This window comes from Bradyrhizobium sp. RDI18 (assembly GCF_043203335.1).
GTDB lineage: Bacteria > Pseudomonadota > Alphaproteobacteria > Rhizobiales > Xanthobacteraceae > Bradyrhizobium > Bradyrhizobium retamae.
Map to the genome: position 1 here is coordinate 4,661,211 of NZ_JBICRN010000008.1, position 17,595 is coordinate 4,678,805.

14 protein-coding genes and 2 pseudogenes are annotated in these 17,595 nt (G+C 63.6%); 12 read left to right on the forward strand and 4 right to left on the reverse strand.

The window, feature by feature from the left end; all coding sequences use genetic code 11:
• The first annotated feature begins 1 nt into the window (after window position 1).
• A complete protein-coding gene (gene modC, locus ACFXS9_RS31670; RefSeq protein WP_392695836.1) occupies window positions 2-661 on the forward strand; it encodes a molybdenum ABC transporter ATP-binding protein in 660 nt (219 codons plus the stop codon).
• 192 nt (window positions 662-853) lie between these two features.
• Here the strand turns inward: modC and ilvD are convergent, their stop codons facing one another.
• The 3 genes from ilvD to ACFXS9_RS31685 form a co-directional block, all read right to left on the reverse strand.
• Window positions 854-2,698: a dihydroxy-acid dehydratase gene (gene ilvD, locus ACFXS9_RS31675; protein WP_392695839.1), complete on the reverse strand. Its 1,845-nt coding sequence runs from the start codon at window positions 2,696-2,698 to the stop codon at window positions 854-856.
• A gap of 137 nt (window positions 2,699-2,835) precedes the next feature.
• On the reverse strand, window positions 2,836-4,029 hold the full coding sequence (locus ACFXS9_RS31680) for a CaiB/BaiF CoA transferase family protein (protein ID WP_392695842.1): 1,194 nt from the start codon (window positions 4,027-4,029) through the stop codon (window positions 2,836-2,838).
• 222 nt (window positions 4,030-4,251) lie between these two features.
• On the reverse strand, window positions 4,252-5,181 hold the full coding sequence (locus tag ACFXS9_RS31685; protein WP_392695845.1) for a glycine reductase: 930 nt from the start codon (window positions 5,179-5,181) through the stop codon (window positions 4,252-4,254).
• Between the two features lie 277 nt (window positions 5,182-5,458).
• Here ACFXS9_RS31685 and ACFXS9_RS31690 point away from each other — a divergent pair, with 277 nt between their 5' ends.
• Window positions 5,459-5,749: a hypothetical protein gene (locus tag ACFXS9_RS31690; RefSeq protein WP_392695848.1), complete on the forward strand. Its 291-nt coding sequence runs from the start codon at window positions 5,459-5,461 to the stop codon at window positions 5,747-5,749.
• Between the two features lie 190 nt (window positions 5,750-5,939).
• Window positions 5,940-6,167, forward strand: a complete 228-nt coding sequence (locus ACFXS9_RS31695; RefSeq protein ID WP_392695851.1) for a dodecin — start codon at window positions 5,940-5,942, stop codon at window positions 6,165-6,167.
• An 82-nt stretch (window positions 6,168-6,249) separates the two neighbouring features.
• On the opposite strand, the gene ACFXS9_RS31700 is transcribed toward ACFXS9_RS31695, so the two are convergent.
• Window positions 6,250-8,043 carry a potassium/proton antiporter gene (locus ACFXS9_RS31700; RefSeq protein ID WP_392695854.1) on the reverse strand — a complete coding sequence of 598 codons (1,794 nt, stop codon included), beginning with the start codon at window positions 8,041-8,043 and terminating at the stop codon, window positions 6,250-6,252.
• A 223-nt stretch (window positions 8,044-8,266) separates the two neighbouring features.
• On the opposite strand from ACFXS9_RS31700, the gene ACFXS9_RS31705 reads away from it, so the two are divergent.
• The 9 genes and pseudogenes from ACFXS9_RS31705 to ACFXS9_RS31745 all read left to right on the forward strand — a co-directional run bounded on the left by ACFXS9_RS31705 (window position 8,267) and on the right by ACFXS9_RS31745 (window position 17,587).
• Window positions 8,267-9,577 carry a mechanosensitive ion channel family protein gene (locus ACFXS9_RS31705; RefSeq protein ID WP_392695857.1) on the forward strand — a complete coding sequence of 437 codons (1,311 nt, stop codon included), beginning with the start codon at window positions 8,267-8,269 and terminating at the stop codon, window positions 9,575-9,577.
• Window positions 9,578-9,693: 116 nt separating this feature from the next.
• Window positions 9,694-10,518 (forward strand): type I methionyl aminopeptidase, encoded by an 825-nt coding sequence (gene map, locus ACFXS9_RS31710; RefSeq protein WP_392695860.1) that lies wholly within the window; start codon window positions 9,694-9,696, stop codon window positions 10,516-10,518.
• 263 nt (window positions 10,519-10,781) lie between these two features.
• On the forward strand, window positions 10,782-11,741 hold the full coding sequence (locus ACFXS9_RS31715) for an MBL fold metallo-hydrolase (RefSeq protein ID WP_392695863.1): 960 nt from the start codon (window positions 10,782-10,784) through the stop codon (window positions 11,739-11,741).
• A gap of 118 nt (window positions 11,742-11,859) precedes the next feature.
• Window positions 11,860-12,572 (forward strand): annotated as a pseudogene (gene radC / locus ACFXS9_RS31720) (DNA repair protein RadC).
• 222 nt (window positions 12,573-12,794) lie between these two features.
• The gene (locus ACFXS9_RS31725) at window positions 12,795-13,370 is read left to right on the forward strand and encodes an HdeD family acid-resistance protein (protein ID WP_392695866.1); all 576 of its coding nucleotides are present in this window, start codon (window positions 12,795-12,797) and stop codon (window positions 13,368-13,370) included.
• A gap of 58 nt (window positions 13,371-13,428) precedes the next feature.
• Complete coding sequence (locus ACFXS9_RS31730; RefSeq protein ID WP_392695869.1) at window positions 13,429-13,659, forward strand: hypothetical protein; 231 nt, start codon at window positions 13,429-13,431, stop codon at window positions 13,657-13,659.
• A 39-nt stretch (window positions 13,660-13,698) separates the two neighbouring features.
• Window positions 13,699-14,727, forward strand: coding sequence for a patatin-like phospholipase family protein (locus ACFXS9_RS31735; RefSeq protein ID WP_392695872.1), 1,029 nt, complete (start codon window positions 13,699-13,701; stop codon window positions 14,725-14,727).
• A gap of 14 nt (window positions 14,728-14,741) precedes the next feature.
• Window positions 14,742-16,195 (forward strand): annotated as a pseudogene (locus ACFXS9_RS31740) (GntP family permease).
• Between the two features lie 324 nt (window positions 16,196-16,519).
• Entirely contained in the window at window positions 16,520-17,587 is a 1,068-nt protein-coding gene (locus ACFXS9_RS31745) for an ABC transporter ATP-binding protein (RefSeq protein WP_392695874.1), read from the forward strand.
• The last annotated feature ends 8 nt before the right edge of the window (window positions 17,588-17,595 follow it).

A 17,595-nucleotide genomic window follows, 5' to 3' on the forward strand; every position in this document is an offset into this window, starting at 1 on the left:
CATGCTGCGCGTTGACGTCACCAAGCAACTCGGCGAATTCTCGCTTGAGGCTTCCTTCGAGAGCCAGGGCCGCGTCACCGGCCTGTTCGGCGCATCCGGCGCCGGCAAGACCTCGCTGATCAACATGATCGCAGGGCTGTTGCGGCCCGATCGCGGCATCATCGCACTCGACGATGAGACGCTCGATGATACATCCGCAGGCGTCCACGTGCCGCCGCATCGGCGACGGATCGGCTACGTGTTTCAGGACGCCCGGCTGCTTCCGCATCTCGACGTGCGGCAAAACCTCGACTACGGCCGGCGCATGAACCGTCTCGCGGCAGATCCCGCGCAATTCACGCGCATCACCGACCTGCTCGAAATCGGCCATCTGCTCGATCGCCGTCCCGGAAAACTCTCTGGCGGCGAGCGCCAGCGCGTTGCGCTCGGCCGCGCGCTGTTATCGAAGCCGCGGCTGTTGCTGCTGGACGAGCCGCTGGGATCGCTCGACGAAGGCCGCAAGGAGGAAATCCTGCCCTATTTGGTGCGGCTGCGCGACGAAGGCATCCCCATGGTCTATGTCAGCCACGACGCCGCCGAGCTGCGTCAGCTCGCGACCCAGATCGTGATGCTCAAGCGCGGCCGCGTCACCGCGCTCGGCGGCGTCGAGGTGCTGACGTAGAGCATCGTTGAGTTAGGCAAGTATGGACCCGCGAAGGGGCTCGACTCCCTCTCCCGCTTGCGGGGAGGGCCGGGGTGGGGGTGCCGCCGCGAGTCACACTGCCCGTATGGAGAGAGCCCCCACCCGGATCGCATCTATCGATGCGATCCGACCTCCCCGCAAGCGGGAGAGGTAAGAAAGCCCGCGCAAGATTTACTCCGGCACGATCCGCACCGCACCGCGGGCGGCACTGGTCGTCAGCGCGGCATAGGCCTTCAGCGCCATCGACACGTTGCGGCTGCGCTTCTTGGCGGGCTTCCAGGCGTCCGCCCCGCGGGCCAGCATGGTTTCGCGGCGCTTCGCCAGCGTCGCGTCATCCACCACGAGGCTGATCGAGCGCGCGGGGATGTCGATCTTGATCAGGTCGCCGTCTTCCACGAGACCGATCAGGCCGCCTTCAGCCGCTTCCGGCGAAATGTGTCCGATCGACAGGCCCGAGGAGCCACCGGAGAATCGGCCATCGGTGATCAGCGCGCAGACCTTTCCGAGGCCCTTCGATTTCAGGTAGCTGGTCGGATACAGCATCTCCTGCATGCCGGGACCTCCGCGGGGTCCCTCATAGCGGACCACGACGACGTCCCCGGCCTTGATCTTGCCGCCCAAAATACCTTCGACCGCGGCATCCTGGCTTTCAAAAATCCGCGCCGGTCCTTCGAACTTCAAAATGCTCTCGTCGACGCCCGCCGTCTTCACGATACAGCCGTCGACCGCGAGATTGCCCGAGAGCACCGCGAGGCCACCGTCCTTGGAGAAGGCGTGCGCGGCGTCACGGATGCAGCCCGTGGCGCGGTCGGTATCGAGTTCCTCGAACCGGCGCTCCTGGCTGAAGGCGACCTGCGTCGGCACGTTGCCCGGCGCCGCCGTGAAGAACTTGCGGACGCTTTCGCTCTTGGTCTGCTTGATATCCCAGCGGCTCAGCGCGTCTTCCAGCGTCTTAGAGTGAACCATCGGCAGACCGCGGTTGAGCAGCCCGGCGCGGTCGAGTTCGCCGAGGATGGCCATGATGCCGCCGGCGCGGTGCACGTCTTCCAGGTGCACGTCCGCCACCGACGGCGCGACCTTGCACAGCACCGGCACCCGCCGCGACAGCCGGTCGATATCCTGCATCGTGAACGGCACCTGGCCTTCGTAAGCCGCCGCCAAGAGATGCAGCACGGTGTTGGTCGATCCACCCATGGCGATGTCGAGCGTCATCGCGTTCTCGAACGCCTTGAAGTTGGCAATCGCCCGCGGCAGTGCGGTTTCGTCCTCCTGCTCGTAATATCGCCGCGCCAGGTCGACGATCAGGTGCCCGGCCTCGACGAACAATCCCTTGCGGTCGGCATGCGTCGCCAGCACCGAGCCGTTACCCGGCAGCGCCAAGCCAAGCGCCTCGGTCAGGCAGTTCATGGAATTGGCGGTAAACATGCCCGAACACGATCCGCAGGTCGGACAGGCCGAGCGCTCGATCACCTCCACGTCCGCATCGCTGACATTGCTGTCGGCGGCTGCGACCATGGCATCGATCAGGTCGACCGCGCGGACCTTGCCCTTGAGGTTGACCTTGCCTGATTCCATCGGGCCGCCGGACACGAACACGGTCGGGATGTTGATGCGCAGCGCCGCCATCAGCATGCCGGGCGTGATCTTGTCGCAGTTGGAGATACAGACCATCGCGTCGGCGCAATGCGCGTTGACCATGTATTCGACGCTGTCGGCGATGATTTCGCGCGACGGCAGGCTGTAGAGCATGCCGTCATGGCCCATCGCGATGCCGTCGTCGACGGCGATGGTGTTGAACTCCTTGGCGACGCCGCCCGCCTTCTCGATTTCGCGCGCGACGAGCTGGCCGAGGTCCTTCAGGTGCACGTGGCCGGGCACGAACTGGGTAAAGGAGTTGACCACCGCAATGATCGGCTTGCCAAAGTCCTCGTTCTTCATGCCGGTGGCGCGCCAGAGGCCGCGGGCGCCCGCCATGTTGCGGCCGTGTGTCGTGGTTCGGGAACGATAGGCGGGCATGATCTATCCTTCTTGGATCGGGAAAGGCGTCTTTTAGACGGTGAACCGGCTCGATTAAAGCGCCTTGGCGCAGGGTCGCCATGCGCGGGCTCACCCAAAACGGGACAGGGCTAGGCGCGCCCCTGCCCCGGCTACCGCTAGACGACCTCGCGCGCGCGCAGTTCCGCGATCGCCTTCGTGTTATAGCCGAGCGATGCCAGCACCTCGTCGGTGTGGGCACCGAGCGCGGGCGCCATGTGGTCCAGCCTTCCGCCACCATGGGCGAGCTGAAAGCCGCTGCCGGCAAAGCGCAGGCGGCCATAGGGCGTATCGATTTCCTGAATGGCGCCGCGCGCGGCGATCTGCGGGTGGTCGATCACCTCCTCGATCTTCCAGATGCTGGCGCAGGGCGCGCCTGCGGCTTCCAGGAGCTTTTCCCACTCGCGCGGGTCCTTCCTGGACAGCGCCTCCTCGATGATGGCCCGCAGCGCCGGCTCGTTTTCCTGACGGGCAAACCAGTCAGCAAAGCGGGAATCCTCAAGCGCATCGGCGCGGCCGAGCGCGGTCATCAAGGCGCGGTATTGCTTCTCGCTGTTGACGGCGAGCAGCAGATAGCCGTCGCCGGCCTTGAACAGGTTGGCGGTGGGCCTTCGGCTCACGGCCTGATTGCCGGAAAGCTGCTGGCGGTGGCCAGCGACCGAATAGTCCGCGACCTGCCCGGACAAAAACGCCAGCGTCGCCTCCAGCATGGAGACGTCGATCAACTGGCCCTTGCCGGTATGGGTGCGCTGGAACAGCGCGCTCGACACGCCAAAGGCTGCGGTCGCTCCCGACAGCACGTCGCAAACCGCAAAGCCGGCCCGCGTCGGCCCGGTCTCGGGATGACCGGTGATCGACATGATGCCTGATAGCGCCTGGATCTTGCCGTCGTAGCCCGCTCCCAGCCGTTCCGGCCCGGTCTGACCGAAGCCGGAAATGGCGCAATAGATCAGCCGCGGGTTGATCTCAGACAGCGCGGCATAGCCGATGCCGAGCTTGTCCATCACGCCGGGACGAAAATTCTCCATCACGACGTCGGCCTGGACGGCGAGCTGCTTGACGATGGCAATCGCTTCCGGCCTCGAGAGGTCGAGTGTCAGGCTGCGCTTGTTGCCGTTGATCGCCTGCCAGCCCGGCGCGAGGCCGCGCTCGGCCCATTCGCGGCTCAGCGGCGTGCGGCGCATGTCCTCGCCCTCGCGCCGCTCCACCTTGATGACGTCGGCCCCGAGCAGCGCGAGCTGGTAACTCGCATAGGGGCCAGCCAGCACTTGCGTGAAGTCGAGAATCTTCACGCCTTCGAACGGTCGGGTCAATGGAACGTCCTCCTGCTTCCTTCTTCCCTCTCCCATTGCAGGAGAGGGTGGCCGTGAAATCCACCCTCCCCTAGAGGGGGAGGGTCGGCTCACATGGAGCGCAGCGAAATGTGAGACGGGGTGGGGTGATCTCTCCACTCAGGCACTGTTGGACGTGGAGAGACCGTCACCCCACCCCGCCGCTGCGCGGCGACCCTCCCCCTCCAGGGGAGGGTGACGGGATCAAGCCGCCCGGTTACCGCGTGCGATTTCCTTCTGCTTGTCGAACTCGGCGCGGCGGCGCGCCAGTTCTTCCGGGCTCATCTGCGAGATGTTGTTGTAGTCGAGCTTCCAGGAGGCATCCTCGCTCCAGCGCAGCGGCGACTGCATCGTGGTGCGCGCGCCGGGCGCGGACTCGAGCAGCCGCAGCGCCAGTTCGAGCGTCAGCGCCTGCGACTCCACATCATGCGGCTTGCCGGCGGAATTGCCGAGCGGGAAATCCGAAAACAGGAAACGCGGCGCGGCGGCGTATTCGACAATATCCTTGGCGCAACCCATCACCACGGTGGCGATGCCGTTGGCTTCGAGATGACGCGCGACCAGCGCCGAGGTCTGATGGCAGACCGGGCAGTTCGGCACGATCACGGCGGCATCGACCTTGTCGGCAAGACAGCGGGCGAGGATGTCGGGCGCGTCGACGTCGATGGTGACGCGGTGGCTGCGATTGGTCGGCGCCCCGAAGAAGCGCGGCGCGACCTCACCGATCCGCCCCGAGGCCTTGGCCTTCAGAAGCTGCGGCAGCGGAAACCAGGTGCCGCTGTCGGTTGCCGTGGTGTGCTTGCGGTCGTAGCCGATATGCGAGATACGCAAGTCGTGCTCTTTCGAGGTGTCGCCGTCATAGACCTGATAGAACTTGGCACTGCCGTTGTACGCCGCGCCCGGTCCCTGATCGCCCTTGGTGGGATCATATTGGGCGGCCGTGGTGACGATGGTGACGCGCGATTGCGCGAGCGGCTTTTTCAGCGGCTGGAACGGCGCGTCGACATAGTGCGCCCAGCGGTAGGGCGTGGTGTAGCCAATCGCCGCGTAGTAGTCGCGGGTCCGCTGCATATAGGGAACGGGAGAATCATAGTCGGGTGCAAAGCCGAGCTGGTCGTCAGAGGGGCCGGACATTGTTGTGTCTCTCCTGCGTTTCCACCGTGCGGCCGTGAAGCGGCCTTGCCCCGCAGGCTAATGATACTCGGTTCATTCCTCAACCGCGGATATTGCATCAGAGGAGCGCAGGATCGCGCTTCCTGACCGCACGAGCGAAGGCGGTATACCACTGAACGCTTGCTGCGTGCTGTAGGTCACATGTGAACGCGCGTTCATAAAAATCCGTCGAACTTTCTCCGCCCCGGGCCCGTCTCACAGGCATATCAGGCAATCATGCCTGGATTGGAGAATGTACATGTTTCGCAAGATTACCCTCGCTGCCGTCGCCGCCATTGCCATGACCGCGGCTGCGGTCGCACCGGCGTCCGCCGGCGGCAAGCATGGTGGCCATCACGGTCACGGCCACGGCCACGGTCATCACGGCCATGGTCATCATGGGCATGGACATCATGGACATCATGGACATGGTCACTGGGGCCATCGCCACTTTGGAACGTCGTTCTATGTCGGCGGAAGCTGCTACAAGACCATCTTCACCAAGTATGGTCCGCGCACCGTGTACGTCTGCGCTCCCTACATCTATTGAGCGCGTATAGCACATGACGGGAAGGCCTCAGCCGGCGGCTGGGGCCTTTTTCGTTCGCTGAATCGCCTCTCTTAGCCGCCGGCTTTATATGGAACTGAAGAGCGTGAGAACTCGTTCAGAATGGACACGCTCCTGATCGCATCAGAACGTTGAACAGGAAGAAGCAGGCACCAATCAACGGAGGTTTGCAATGCCCAGTACCGTTGGAACGACGGATCACGTTTACAAGATCCTGGATCTCGCCGGATCGTCCGAAAAAAGCATCGAGGATGCCATTCAGAACGCCATCACCCGCGCATCAAAGACCATTCGCGAATTGAAATGGTTCGAGGTCGTTCAGACCAGAGGCCATATCGAAAATGGCTCGGTTCGCCACTACCAGGTCACCTTGCGAGTCGGATTTACGCTGGAGGAGTAACTCTGGCGCAATGCGCGCCCTGCGTCGAATCAAAACGGCGCGCTCTGTGACGGACCACAGCCAAAACAAGTTTTGCGGGCGATCAAACGCCTGCCACCGACGACCAGATATCCGCAAGCTTGCGCCTGAAGGCCTGCCAGCTTGTCAGGGGCACGACCTTCTCTTCATCTTCCGGCAGCCGCAGGCCAACCACGTTGACGCGGCCGCCACTGATATTGCGCGCGACAAGGACGATGGGATCGAGCGCCAGTTCCGCGCCTGCTTTCGGCGCGTGGTCGAGATGGATATCGAAATAATCCGACAGCGTCAGCTTGGCCTGATCCTCGCTGGTGGCGACGCCGTAGACCTCCGCCAGTTCACCCAGCGTGTGCTCGCCCGACACCACGAAATCCCCGAGCAGATGCGGGTCGGGCGCCGTGCTCGGCGGCATATCGACAAAGAAACGGTCCAGCGCCTCGGCCTTTTCCGGCGGCGCCAGCAGATAGACGTAGTCGCCGGCTTCGATCGGATCGGCCTCCGCGGGCGAGAGAATCCGCTCGTCGCGGATGACGAGCGTCGGCTTCGACCAGGATGGCGTAAGGCCACGCCGGAAATACAGGCTCTTCGCCCGTACCGGATAACCGACCAGTTGCTGCTCGAGCTGGCCGGGCAGATCGAGCTCGACGCGCCGCGGACCGCGTTCGATGCGCGGCAGCGCCACGTGCAGCCACCGCGCCGCCGGCGCCAGTGTCCAGCCCTGCAGCAAGAGCGAGATGATGACCACGACAAAGGCGACGTCGAAATAAAGATAGGCCTTTGGCAATCCGACCAGCATCGGGATCGAGGCGAGGAAGATCGCGACCGCGCCACGCAGGCCGGTCCAGGCGATGAAGATCTTTTCCCGCCAGTTGAACCGGAACGGCACCAGGCACAGCAACACCGCGATCGGCCGCGCCACCAGCATCAGCACCAGCGCCACGATCACGGCCGGACCGACGCTATCCAGCAGGCGCTGCGGCGACGCCAGCAGCCCGAGCAGGACGAACATCACGATCTGCGCCAGCCATGTCGCGGCATCGAGAAACGTCACCACCGAATTATGGGCGCGCGTCGGCCGGTTGCCGACGATGATTCCCGCCAGATAGACCGCGAGAAAGCCTGACGCATGTGCAATCTGCGCTACACCGAAAACCACCAATGCCGCGGTCGTGACGAAGGGCGCATGCAAGCCCTGCGGCAGCGCCATGTGATTGAGCGCCAGCACCACCAGACGACCGCCGACCACCCCGAAGATGGCGCCGAGCAGACCCTCGCGCGCGAGTTCGAATGCGACATGTCCGGGTGAGCTTTGACCGATGGAAATGAATTCGACCAGCATCAAGGTCAGGAAGATCGCGAACGGATCGTTGGTGCCGGACTCCGCTTCCAGCGTCGCTCCGACACGGGGACGCAGGCGCAGGCCCTGGGTGTGGACGAGCAGAAACACCGCGGCGGCATCGGTCGACGCCACCACCGCGCCGACCAGCAGGGACTCGGTCCAGTTCAGGTCGAGCGCGTATTTGGCGACCGGCGCTGATATCAGCGCGGTGAGCAGTACGCCGATGGTCGCCAGCACCATCGACGGGGCAAGTACCGTGCGAATGCTTTGAAACTTGGTTCGCAGGCCGCCGTCGAACAGGATCAGCGCCAGCGCCACCGAGCCGACCAGATAGGTGGTGCGGACATCATCGAAGCTGAGCTGGCCCGGCCCGGCATCGCCCGCCAGCATGCCGATCAGGAGGAACACCAGCAGCAGCGGCGCCCCGAAGCGCAACGCCAGCAGGCTCGACAGGATGCCCGCCATCACCAGAATGGCGCCCAGAAAGATGGCGATGCTGACCGAGTCGAGAGAAGTCATGAACCTCCGATATCGTCGCAAATACTTGCATTTGCATCCTTATCGTTGCCACACTTGATCGCCAACCCATTTCTGCGATCGCGGCAATGTGCCGGATTTACGGGCCTGACCTTGCCGCGTAGCTGCGTATCGATGGCATCCGCACGTCGCCTGTGAGAATCTGCCTGCTATTCGCGAATCACCTTTGTCTGATGGGGCCAGAGCCTCGAACGAGAATTTTCCGATGGACCTGAAAGAGATCATCGAGATCCTGCACAACGCCGCGCGTTCGGTCGGCGCGGAGGTCACCTCGCCCTGGTTCTATCTGCAACTGGGACTGATCCTGACGGCCGCAGGCATCGCCTGGGCTGGCGCCACCGCCGTGCGCTCCAGGATAGACGTTTCGTCGGTTGCAATGGGCTGGCCGGCGCCGTTCCGGCTGTTCGTCCGCGTGCTGGTCGGCAGCACGTCGACGGCGGTGTTCGCGCTTCTAATGATGCTGGCGCGTGGAGTCATGATCGCGTCGACCTGGCCGAGCCGCAGCTATCTGCTCGCGGTTGCCGCCAAGCTCGCCTTCGCGTGGCTGGTCATCAACCTCATCACCTCGGTGATCCGCAATACCTTCGTGGTCCGGCTGGTGTCGATTTCGGCCTGGCTGGTCGTGGCCCTGAGCATTCTGGGCCAGCTCGAGCCGGTGGTCGAGGCGCTCGACTCGGTCTCGATCGTGCTCGGCGATCTCAGGCTGACGCCGCTGCTCCTGATCAAGCTCGGTGCGCTCCTGATCGTGACGCTGTGGCTGACCAACATCGCCAGCAACTTCGTGGAGGGCCGCATCACCCGGTCCGGCGATCTGACGCCGTCGATCCAGGTTCTCCTCGTCAAGATCGTCCGGTTCACGCTGATGGTATTTGCCATCGCGGTGGCCCTGAGTGCGGTCGGCATCAACCTCGCAGCGCTCGCGGTGTTCACCGGCGCGGCCGGCGTCGGTATCGGCCTCGGCCTGCAGAAGATCGTCGCCAACTTCATCAGCGGCATCATCCTCCTGGTCGACAAGTCGGTGAAGCCGGGCGATCTCGTCACCATTGGCGACAACACCGGGCGCATCAGCACGATGAAGACGCGCTACATCTCGGTAGCCGCCGGCGACGGCCGCGAGTTCCTGATCCCGAACGAAGACCTGGTGACGCAGAAGGTCGTGAACTGGACCTATACCGACAAGAACACGCTGGTGAAGGTGCTGTTCAGCACCAATTACGACGCTGATCCGCGGGCGGTGTGCAAACTGGCCATCGACATTGCAGGCGCCGTGCCGCGCGCCATCAAGAACAAGCCACCGAACTGCATCCTGACCGAATTCGCCGAGGCCGGCATGAAGTTCTCGCTGACCTTCTGGTTGCCGGATCCCGACGGACTCGACAACGTCAAGAGCGACGTGATGCTGGAGCTGTGGGATGCGTTCAAGCGGGAGGGGATCCGCGTTCCCTATCCGGTCCGCGAAATCCGGGTCCGCGGCGGCGCGCTGCCGGTCGAGCCCGTAGTGGAAGTTTCCGGCTAGATGCAAGCCTTTTAAAGCCGCGCCGTGGTCCAACCTCGGCTTGCACTGACCGGTTGGATCATTAAATTAGGTAGTCAAAATCAGCCCTTTTTCCGTTCCAGAAGCATGACCCGCCCATGAGCTATATCGAAGCCACCGACACCTCCTTGCGAAAAACCGGCCAGATCAAGCTGCATGGCGCAAGCGGCTTCGCCGGCATGCGCAAGGCCGGCGCGCTGGTGGCCAAATGCCTCGACGAGCTGACCGACGTCGTCAAGGCGGGCGTTCCGACGTCGCGGATCGACGAATTCGTCCGCGACTTCGCCTTCAGCCATGGCGCCTATCCGGCGACGCTGATGTATCGCGGTTATCGCTACTCGACCTGCACCTCGATCAATCACGTGGTCTGCCACGGCATGCCGGGCGACCGCGCGCTGAAGGAAGGCGACATCGTCAATATCGACGTCACCTTCATCGTCGACGGCTGGTACGGCGATTCCAGCCGGATGTATGTGATCGATCCGATCGCCCGCAAGGCCGAGCGGCTGATCGAAGTCACCTATGAGGCGATGATGCGCGGCATCGCCGCGGTGAAGCCCGGCGCCACCACCGGCGACATCGGCCATGCCATCCAGAGTTTTGTCGAGCCGCAGGGCATGAGCGTGGTGCGCGATTTCTGCGGCCATGGCCTCGGGCGCATGTTCCACGACGAGCCCAACATCATCCATATCGGCCGGCCCGGCGAAGGCGTGATGCTCAAGCCCGGCATGTTCTTCACCATCGAGCCGATGATCAATCTCGGCAAGCCGCATGTAAAAATCCTGTCCGACGGCTGGACCGCCGTGACCCGCGATCGCTCGCTCTCGGCGCAGTTCGAGCATTCGGTCGGCGTGACCGCGACCGGCGTCGAGATTTTTACGCTGTCAGAGCGCAACGGCGAGAAGCCGCTGGCTCCGGCCTAACTGGCCATCCCGAACGACCAGCCGTTCGTAACCGTACAGGTTCCTTTCCGCGTTGACCGTCCCGGCTGCGACTTGGCTGCAAATGCTTCGCATGTGCTGATAACCCCGCTTTGCCGAGAGCCGCGGCGCATTGCAGCAACACGCCTTGTCATTGAGCTGCAATAGCATCGGAATATCCCGGGTTGTGCGGGGTAGCATCTAGCGCGAGCCCTTCGGAACGGAAGTCTCTGGCGGGCAAAAGAGCAACCAAGGGAGCAAGGGCAATGTTCGAAATTTCACGTCGCGATCTGGTCCTCGGGAGCACGGGGGCAGCGCTCGTTTTCGGCCTCAAGGGACCAGTTTCGTTCATCGGCGCGGCGCACGCGCAACGGGCCGCCGACAGCCTCAAATTCAAGGTCGGCGAGATCGAGGCCTTCAGCCTGCATGAGGGCAGTGTCGAGCGCGCCGCCACTGAGGGAATGATCAAGAACGCCTCGCTTGACGACATCAAGAAGGCGCTGACGGCTGCCGGCATCAACCCGGATAAGTTCGACAATCCCTTCACCGTCACCGCGATCCGGACCGGCGGTAAGGTTGTGCTGTTCGACACCGGCTTTGGCGGCAATGGCCCTGCGACAGTTGGCAAGCTCGCCGACAACATGAAGGCGGCGGGTCTCGATCCCGCGACGGTCTCCACGGTGGTGATCTCGCACTTCCATCCCGATCACATTTCGGGGCTGTGGGTGAAAGAAACCAACGCCCAGGTTTTTCCGAATGCGGAAATCCTGATGCCCGAGGTGGAGTACAAGTTCTGGACCGATCCGGCGCTGGTGGAGAAGGTGCCCGAGGCCAATCGCCCCCACGTCAAGCGGATCCAGGCAACTTTCCCGACCTGGAAGAACATCAAGCAGTACAATGACGGTGCCGACGTCGCGCCCGGCGTCAAGGCGATTGCCACGCCCGGCCACACCGTCGGCCACATGTCCTTCCTGGTCGCTTCGGGCGGGCAGCAGCTATTCATCCAGAGCGACGTGACCGGCATGCACCAGTTGTTCGTGCGGAATCCCGGCTGGTTCTCGTCGTTCGACGCAGACGGGCCTAAGGCGGAAGCCACGCGCCGCGCCTTTTTCGATCGCGTGATCGCGGAAAAGGGCATGATCGCCGGATATCACTTCGGCTTCCCGAATGTCGGCACGCTGACAAAGGACGGCAATGGCTATGCGTTCGCGGCCGTGAAGGCCTGATCACAGGCACGAATTGAAAACGCCCCGAAGGCGCCGCGGTCTGCGCGGCGCCTTTTTCCTCAAATGCTCTCGCACTTTAGAGTTGCAAAACCTCACCGGCACGGCATGGTTACGGCCGATGCCTGCCAAGACCAGCAATCCCCCGGATCAATCCACAGAGACGCCGCACTACCACGGTCATCGCGAGCGGCTGCGCGAGCGGTTTTACGGCGCCGGGCCGGAGGCGCTGAGCGACTACGAACTGCTGGAGATGGCGCTGTTTCCGGCCCTGCCCCGGCGCGACACCAAGCCGCTGGCGAAGGCGCTCTTGAAAAATTCGGCTCGTTTGCCGAAGTCATTCACGCGCCGGTGGCACGCCTGCGCGAGGTCGACGGCATCGGCGAAGCATCGATCAACCAGATCAAGCTGCTCGCCGCGGCAGCAAGCCGGGTCGCGAAAGGCGAGATCAAGCGCAAGATTGCGCTCTCGTCCTGGAACGACGTGATCGATTATTGCCGGAGCGGAATGGCGTTTGCCGACAAGGAGCAGTTCCGCCTGCTGTTCCTTGACAAGCGCAATCAACTGATCGCCGACGAGGTGCAGCAGACCGGCACCGTCGACCACACCCCGGTCTATCCGCGCGAAGTGATCAAGCGGGCGCTCGAACTATCGGCGACTGCGCTGATCCTCGTGCACAACCACCCTTCCGGCGATCCGACGCCGTCGCAGGCCGATATCCAGATGACCAAGGCCATCATCCAGATCGCGACCCCGCTCGGCATTTCCGTGCACGACCACATCATCGTCGGCAAGAACGGGCACACGAGCCTGAAAGGGCTGAAGCTGATGTAGCGTATTGCTACCGCTCAATAATCGTTTATCGCCAACGAGACGACCAGCATCGTGCCGCGGCAGGACCTCGCACGGCGAAATCACGACCGATGATAACGAAATCAGGTGATCGCAACGCGCAGTTGCGCTAGTATCCACCTGTCGAGCGTCCCTTGCCGCGCGCTCTAGCGTCGAGGGGCCGACGAACTAACGTCGGATAGGTTTTCGCATCGGAGGACCGTCATGACCAGCACTTCAGACACCGTCAAGAGCCCTCAGGCCGGTTCGGATACGGCACCGCTACGCGCGAAGTGGGGGTGGATCGTCGCACTCGGCGTCGTCTATCTGCTCGCCGGGTTTATCGCGCTCGGCAGCGTCGCAATGGCTACCGTCGTGAGCGTCTTCGTGGTCGGCGTGATGATGATCATCGCCGGCGTCGCAGAGGTGTTTAGCGCCTTCCAGGTCAAGAGCTGGGGCAAGTTTCTGCTCTGGGCTCTGCTTGGCGTGCTCTACATCATCGCCGGCTTCGCGACGTTCCAGAATCCGTTGCTCGCGGCAGTGCTACTGACCCTCGTTCTCGGCGCATCGCTGGTGGTCTCGGGCATCATGCGGATCGTGCTGGCTTTCAGCATGAAACGAGAAATGCCCTGGATCTGGGTCGCGCTATCCGGCGTGATCACGCTTCTGCTCGGCGTGCTGATCCTGGTGCGCTGGCCGGTTTCGAGTCTCTATATCCTCGGCCTGTTCCTCGCCATCGATCTCATCATGGCCGGTGCTGGTTGGATCGGGCTCGGCTTCGGCCTGCGCCGCGCTCGCTGAAGTGTGGTCGGCGGGCTGCGCGTGGCGCAGTCTCTTGATCGACGAAAGGGAGGCGCCCATGCGCTGGATCTACCTCGCCGTGATCATTCTGTTCGTCGCTGCGACCATCATCTTCGCGCTGCAGAACTTCGAACTCGTCACCATGTCCTTCCTCGGCCTGAATGCCAGCGTGCCGCTCGCTGTGCTGGTCGCCGTCGCCTACCTGCTGGGCGCGGCGACGGGCGGCAGTCTGTTCGCACTGCTGCGCCGATCTTACGAAGGGTCGAGAGGAAGTATCGGGGCGTCCTGAACTGAGTGTCGTTTCATCTTCCGGCCAACGAGGGTGACGATGGACGAAACAGCGCGCGAACCCGTTCTGGTGGACCTTGCTTTGCAGGGCGGAGGCTCCCACGGCGCCTTCACCTGGGGCGTGCTCGACCGTCTGATCGAGGAGCCGTGGCTGCGGATCGAGGCAATCTCCGGCACGTCGGCGGGCGCAATGAATGCAGCCTTGGTGGCCGACGGGTGGACGCAAGGCGGTGCCGATGGCGCGCGGGCGGCGCTCGCGGCCTTTTGGCGAAGCGTGTCGCGCGCTGCCGCGTTCAGCCCGCTGCAGCGCTCGCCGCTCGACCGACTGATGGGCCGCTGGACGCTCGACACGTCACCCGCCTATGTCGCCATGGACCTGATGGCCCGTGTGCTTTCGCCTTATGATCTCAATCCGCTCGGCCTCAACCCGCTGCGTGCCATCCTCGCCGAAAGCATCGATTTCGAGCGACTGGCCCGGGCATCAATCAGGCTGTTCGTCACCGCGACCAATGTGCGCACCGGCCGCGGCCGCATCTTCCGCAATGCGGAGATCACGGCCGACGTCCTGCTTGCCTCGGCTTGTCTACCGACCATGTTCCAGGCAATTGAGATCGACGGTGAGCCCTATTGGGATGGCGGCTATGCCGGCAATCCGACCCTCACGCCGCTGGTGCGCGAAAGCGACGCTCATGACACCATCCTGGTGCAGATCAATCCGCGCGAACGACCGAAACCGCCGCGTACGGCAAACGAAATTCTCAATCGCCTCAACGAAATCTCCTTCAACTCGCCGCTCATGAAGGAATTGCGCATGATCGCGCTGCTGCGCCAGGTGGCGGACCCCGGACACGGCGAGGGCGCGCGCTGGGCCGGAATGCGCACGCACCGGATCATGACCGACGCGCTCACGGAGTTCGGCGCATCATCTAAACTCAACGCTGAATGGCAGTTCGTTTCGCTGCTCAAGGAAGAAGGACGCAAGAGCGCCGACGCATTCCTCAAGACGCATGCTGACGATCTCGGCCGGCGCTCCACCGCCGATCTCGATGCACTGCTTGCGGAGTGCTGAGGGCGATGACCCTGTTGGGACTTCTCGGCATCCTGATCGGGCTCGGCCTGCTGATCTTGTTCGCCTATCGGGGCTGGAGCGTGTTGCTGCTCGCGCCGCTTGCCGCGCTGGTTGCCGCATTGTTTTCCCGCGAGCCACTGCTGGCCCACTGGACCCAGACCTTCATGGTCAGCGCGGCAGGCTTTCTGGCACAGTTCTTTCCGCTGTTTCTGCTCGGCGCCCTGTTCGGCAAACTGATGGAAGACAGCGGCTCGGTCGCCGCGATCGCGACCTTCATGACGCGGCGGCTGGGCACGCGGCGGGCTGTGCTCGCAGTGGTGCTCGCCGGAGCGCTCGTCACATATGGCGGCGTCAGTCTGTTTGTCGCCTTCTTCGTGCTCGCACCGATGGCGCACGAGCTGTTTCGCAACGCCGGCATCCCGCGGCGGCTGATGCCGGCGGCAATCGTGCTCGGCACCTCCACCTTCACCATGTCGGCGCTGCCCGGCACGCCATCGATCCAGAATGCGATCCCGATGCCATTCTTCGGCACCACGCCGTTCGCCGCGCCCGGCCTTGGCCTTCTGGCATCGTTGATCATGCTCGGCTTCGGCCTGTGGTGGCTCAACCGCGAAGTGGCCAACTCAAAAGAAGCGGCGAAGGCTTCGGCGACGGCGTGCCGATGCCTTCCGCCCGTCTTGCCACCGACGAAAAGCTGCGCGAACGCGCCACCACCGCGCGGGAGTTCGATCCGGCGGAGATCGTACACGGTGCGGTGACCGACGTTCCGCCGTCGGTTGTACTCGCCGCACTGCCGCTCATTGTGGTGATTATCGTCAATCTCGCGATGTCGCTGCTCATCTTGCCGGCACTGGACACCCGCTTTCTCGCCGAAGCTCGCTGGGGCGAAACGTCGCTCGCGGCCGTCGGCGGCGTATGGGCTGTCATCACAGCCCTCGCCTGTGCGATCGTGGCGGTCCTCGCTGTCAGCCATCGGCGATTGCCGGCCCTGCGTGCAACCATGGACGCCGGCGCCAACGCCGCCGTACTGCCGGCCCTGAGCGTCGCGAGCCTGGTCGGCTTCGGCGCCGTGGTGGCGGCTATGCCCGCCTTCGATGTCGTGCGCGACACCGTGCTCGGCATCGGCGGCGGACCGCTGGTCTCGCTCGCGGTGGCGACCAACGTGCTCGCCGCGCTCACGGGGTCGGCATCGGGCGGGCTGACCATTGCGCTCGACGCACTCGGGGCGACGTATATGACGCGCGCGGCGGAGATCGGACTCGATCCCGCGCTGCTGCATCGCGTGGCGGTGATCAGTTCGGGTACGCTCGACAGCCTGCCGCATAACGGCGCGGTCGTCACGCTGCTCGCCGTCTGCGGATCGACGCACCGGGACAGCTATCGCGACATCGTCATGGTCGGCATCGTCGGCGCACTCATCGCCCTCGTTGCCGTCATCGCGCTCGGCTCGGTGGCGGGATCGTTCTGAGCCACCGGCGCGGCCTGCCGTCTCAGGTAAATGGTGCACGACCACCCTTCCGGCGATCCGACGCCGTCGCTCTCGGGTTGATCGTTCGCAAGTGCAACAATGCTCAGCCGGGACATCGTAGAACGCCAACAGAGCGTCGCGATCCTTGATCAGGCAATCGACGGCCTTCCGGCAGCCCTCCGCCGTCGCCCCAGTGATGACCAGGATGCATTGCGGCTGGTCCGCCAGCCGGGCCGATGTATTCAAGACCTTAGTCTAAATTGTCGCAGTACCACAGGATTGGGTTTGACTTGCGACCGAGAGACTCGAAAGATCAAGGCGTAAATGGAGGCGGGTCAGGTCAAGCGGCTGAAAGGCCATCTGTACAGTACCGATGACGAGAGGCGCGAGGTGTCCAGGCTTCTCAAGATCGACAGTTTGCAAACCTACTTCTTCTCGGCGGCCGGTGTGGTCAAGGCCGTCGACGGCATCAGCTTTGATGTCAATCAGGGCGAGACGATAGCTATCGTTGGCGAGTCTGGATGCGGCAAGTCCGTCAGCGCGCTCTCGATCCTGCGGCTGGTCGCCGATCCGCCCGGCCGTATCATTGGCGGCAGCATTCGCTTCCGGGACAGAGACCTTCTCAAGCTGAGCGATGAGGAAATCCGAGAGGTCCGAGGCAAAGACATTGCCATGGTGTTTCAGGAGCCGATGACCTCGCTCAATCCAGTACTGACGATTGGGCGACAGCTCACCGAGACCATGGAGCAGCACCTCGATATGACCCGGGACCAAGCGGTCGCGCGTGCGATCGAGCTGTTGGGCATGGTGGGGATATCGGATCCGGAGCGTCGACTGAGGCAGTATCCGCATCACTTCAGCGGCGGCATGCGCCAACGCGTGATGATCGCCATGGCCTTGTGCTGCGAGCCCAAGCTGATCGTCGCCGACGAACCGACGACGGCGCTCGACGTGACGGTTCAGGCGCAGATTCTCGAGCTGATGAAGGATCTGACGCAGCGTCTGGGCGTGGCGCTGATCATCATCACCCACAATCTTGGTATCGTCGCGCGCTATGCTGACAGGGTCAATGTCATGTACGCGGGCAAGATCATCGAGAGTGGAACTGCGCACGACATCTATCACCATCCCCACCATCCATACACGCTGGCGCTGCTGCGTTCGGTGCCGCGCATGGATCAGCCGCGCCGGGCTCGGCTCGATCCGGTGCAGGGACAGCCGCCCGACCTTTCGCGCCTCGGCGTCGGCTGCTCGTTCCATCCGCGCTGCGGCTTTGCCATTGCGCGCTGCGCGAGTCAGCCGCCTCCCTTGGAGCGGATCGATGGCGGCGATCATCTCGCGGCATGCTTTGAGGCAGACAACGTAGCCCGATCGATGACGAGGTCGTCATGACCCCCATC